The organism is Armatimonas sp. (genome assembly GCF_031410135.1).
Lineage (GTDB): Bacteria > Armatimonadota > Armatimonadia > Armatimonadales > Armatimonadaceae > Armatimonas.
The window spans coordinates 1-3,580 of the sequence record NZ_JANNYP010000415.1; the positions used below are offsets into that span (position 1 = coordinate 1).

Annotated in this window: 4 protein-coding genes; all 4 read right to left on the reverse strand. The window is 57.6% G+C overall.

Features of this window, described 5'->3' with window-relative positions:
- Positions 1–342: hypothetical protein (locus tag RMO15_RS15290; RefSeq protein ID WP_309714314.1), on the reverse strand; the 342-nt coding region annotated here is incomplete at its 3' end.
- A 2-nt stretch (positions 343–344) separates the two neighbouring features.
- Positions 345–1,868 carry a serine/threonine-protein kinase gene (locus RMO15_RS15295; protein WP_309714315.1) on the reverse strand — a complete coding sequence of 508 codons (1,524 nt, stop codon included), beginning with the start codon at positions 1,866–1,868 and terminating at the stop codon, positions 345–347.
- Positions 1,869–1,872: 4 nt separating this feature from the next.
- Entirely contained in the window at positions 1,873–2,733 is an 861-nt protein-coding gene (locus tag RMO15_RS15300) for a protein phosphatase 2C domain-containing protein (protein ID WP_309714316.1), read from the reverse strand.
- A 24-nt stretch (positions 2,734–2,757) separates the two neighbouring features.
- Positions 2,758–3,580 (reverse strand): RDD family protein (locus RMO15_RS15305; RefSeq protein WP_309714317.1); only part of this gene is annotated, 823 nt, incomplete at its 5' end.

The following is a 3,580-nucleotide window of genomic DNA, read 5'->3' on the forward strand; positions in this document are numbered from 1 at the left end:
GTCCCTGCCATTCCTTATGTTATCAGTTCTTGTTTCCTGCGTGATAACTGATGAATCTGGAGAGATGATAGCCCCATTTTGGGGCTCCATAGTTGCTTTTATAGTAAGGAAGCTAACTGTTGTTAGGAAAATTACTAGGAATAATATCCCTGCTATAATTAATCCTAAAGGAATATTGTTTTCTTTTTTTTGAATTGGAACAGGATAATTAGTGATACTCATTTCGTCAGAAACATTGTTTGGAACATGAGTTTCTTCTTGAGGTACTCTAAATCCACAAGTCCGACAATATTGGTCTCCTGAGCTAATAATAAGTCCACACATTTTACATGCAGGTTGCATAATTAATTTTCCCGTCTGATCGCGCCACCGAAAAGATCAGTATGATTTACCGCTTCGGAATAGAGTCGTTCGGCTTCATTTCCAACCTCTGTATTAATTGCTTTTTCTTTTGCCCAACGGTAACAATCTGCTGCTTTATTCCAGTCCCTTTGTCTTTCATATTGCTTACCTTGTTCGATCCATCGCCTAGCTAGAGTTAGCTCCTGCTCAGAAGCTTGCCGTACTTGGGGCACGACACTAGGCGCACTCCCGCTGGCCCCGCCGGATGGGGGAGCACTGCCTAGCTTTTTACTGATAGCTTGGTCAATAAACTGATCCAGTGGGGCTTTTGGAGCACCTTCTCTCTCCCCGCCTTGCGGGAGAGTTTGAGAGTTGTCGGTGCCTTGTCTCCCTCTCATCGTTATTGTTGTAGCCAGAAGGAAGCCGATAATCACCAGCGCCGCGCCGCCGAGCGCACCCCAGAGCCAGGCGTAGCTGCCGCGTGTTTGGACGGGAATCGGGGCAAGACCTTGGCCCCCCCCGCCCCCAAGATTGGGGGAGGCCGTGTGTGGGGGCGGAGGGGCGGGCGGTGCCATACCGAGCTGAGTGGCGGCTCCGTACTGCATCGTGCTATTGCCCCCGCCTCCTCCGAAATCAGCGGCGGAGATGGGAGCGGGAAAAGCTCCCCCACTCATGCGGGCGGGGGGGGCTTGCATGCGGTTGGCAGCAGCAAAGACGCCGGTGCGGCTCTGGGCGACGGCTTCGAGTGCCTCGCGTAGCTCGTGGGCGCTGTAGAAGCGCCCGCTGGCGTCTTTTTGCGTGGCCCGCTGGATCACGGCTTCCAGCGCGGGTGTGGCACCGGGCACGGGGGGCGTCGGGTCGTTGCAGATGTGGTAGGTAATGGTGACGACCGAGTCGCCGGTGAAGGGCTTGCGGCCTGCGGTCATCTCCCAGAGAAGAATTCCCAGCGAGAAAATATCGGAGCGGGCATCTATCGGAAGTCCCTTGATCTGCTCGGGCGACATGTAGCTGGGCGTCCCAAAGATCTGCCCGGCGACGGTGAGCGCGGACTCCGAGAGAATGCGTGCGATCCCAAAGTCGGTGAGCTTGACTTGGCCACCAGGAAGAATATGGACATTGTCGGGCTTGAGATCACGGTGGACAATCCCAGCTCTATGGGCGAAATCTAATGCATCGGCGAGCGCGATCCCGATGCGTACGACTTCGGTGAGGGGGAGGGGGCCGTTTGCCACGAGCTGCTGGCGGAGCGTCTGGCCCTCTAAGTACTCCATCGCAATAAAATAGCGCCCGGCATCCTCGCCGACTTCGTGGATCGTGACGATATTGGGGTGGGAGAGCTGCCCCGCGGCGCGTGCTTCTCGGTAAAAACGCTCGATCCGATCTACCCGCGCGGCTCCAGCGGCATCGGGGGCGAGTGCCAGCTCTTTGACCGCTACCCGTCGCCCGACCTGCGGGTCTTGCGCCTCGTAGACAATGTCGTTGGAGCGCGCGATCTCCCGAACGATTTTGTAGCGTCCGAGCTGCATCTATTTAGCCCTCCGGCTCCAAGGCAGTGACGGTCTGGACACGGAGCAAGAGAACGGTGCTGTTGTCCTTACCGCCTGCGTCGTTGGCCGCATCCACGATATCAAGTGCCGCCTTCGAGAGGCTTTTCGTGCCGACAAGGGCCGCGAGTGCGTCCTCGCCCAGGTAGCCTGTCACGCCATCGGTGGCAAGGAGGATCGTATCGCCGGGAAAGAGCTTCTCCGTCAGAATATCGGCAACCATTCCTGCGCCCATCCCGACCGAGCGTGTGATCACGTTGCGGTACGGCGACTGCTCGGCCTCTACTCGGGTGAGAGCACCGCGACGGACTTGCTCCTCGACCCAGGAGTGATCTGTCGTGAGCTGGCGAATCCGCTCGCCCTCACGGAGCAAGAACGCGCGTGAGTCCCCGACATGAGCGATGGTGAGCATGTCCTCTAAGACGACGGCAACCACCATGGTCGTTCCCATGCCGTTCTTGGCGTTCATGCTGATAGCCGCCTGCGTGATAAGCGTATTCGCATCCGCAAATGCCTGCTGGAGCGCCTCGCCAACCTCACCGACGACAGGCTCGGCGAAGTAGGAGCGGATCACGGTCTTGAGGCCCGCCTCGGAGGCCACTTGACCGGCACTATGCCCGCCCATGCCATCGGCTATTGCCCAGAGCCTACCCCGTACCGCAAGGGTGGGGGCATCGTCGGGCGTGAAGAAATCGAACTTGTCTTCGTTGTTCTCTCGGACACGGCCAATATCAGTGCGAGCGGCAAACGCAAGCTCGGTATGGTGTGTGGGCCGACAGTCCGCAAGCGCCGCCCAGCCTCGGGCAAGCTCCTCGGTGTCGAACTCAGCGGTTGTCTCGTCGGCCATTTTCTCTCCTGCCACCCCGGTGGTCTAGGTCGTGTCTTGGTAGCGGAAGGCTACTGTCTGAGCTAGTTTATCGTGCCACGTCTCATGATTCCCGTCCCAGAGTGCCCAGAGAAATCCCAGACCTGCGGGAACCAAGGACAGAAGCTGCCCCAGAGCCCGCTTGAGCGCCTGATTCGTTTCTAAAATCGTCCCATCCGCGTCTAAAACAATCACGCCCGCGAGCCGCTTACCGACCGTCTGACCGCTCATGGCGACCATGAGAGTGTGATAGGCCAGAAAGCCCGTCGGGAGCACCAGCCAGTAGATCCAGAACTCAGGCCACATGACATTAGTGAGGTAGCGGTAGCTCTCGGACTGGAGGCTGCCGCCGGTAAACATAGCCAGGATCACGGCAAGCACTCCCGCGATAGCCAGAAACAGAGCAATGTCTACCAGCATCGCTCCAAAGCGTGCCGCGATGGGAGCCTGCTCAACAGCCCCCTGTTCGACATGGATAACGGGAATCGCTTCGTAGTCTTGGTGGTGTTCGGGAGAGATTGCCCCTTCTGGAGCACAGCTCTCACAAAATATCTGCCCGCCGAGTGCATGCGCACAGCGCTCACAGAGCAGGGAGGCACACTTGCCACAGCTTGCCGTGGCCTCTTTGTTGGCATGGTTGACACATGCGATCTTCCCCGCCATCGCGGGATCAATTAACTCTCGTTTACACTTAACACAGACCAATTTTTCCAGTTGGTTTGCAGTACCACAGTGTCGGCAGGCTACCATCTCTCTCAGCCCTCCTTGTGTTTCTCTATTTTGCCTGAGGGTGTGCGGTGGCGCAAGTAGGCATTCCTGTCTGCATTGC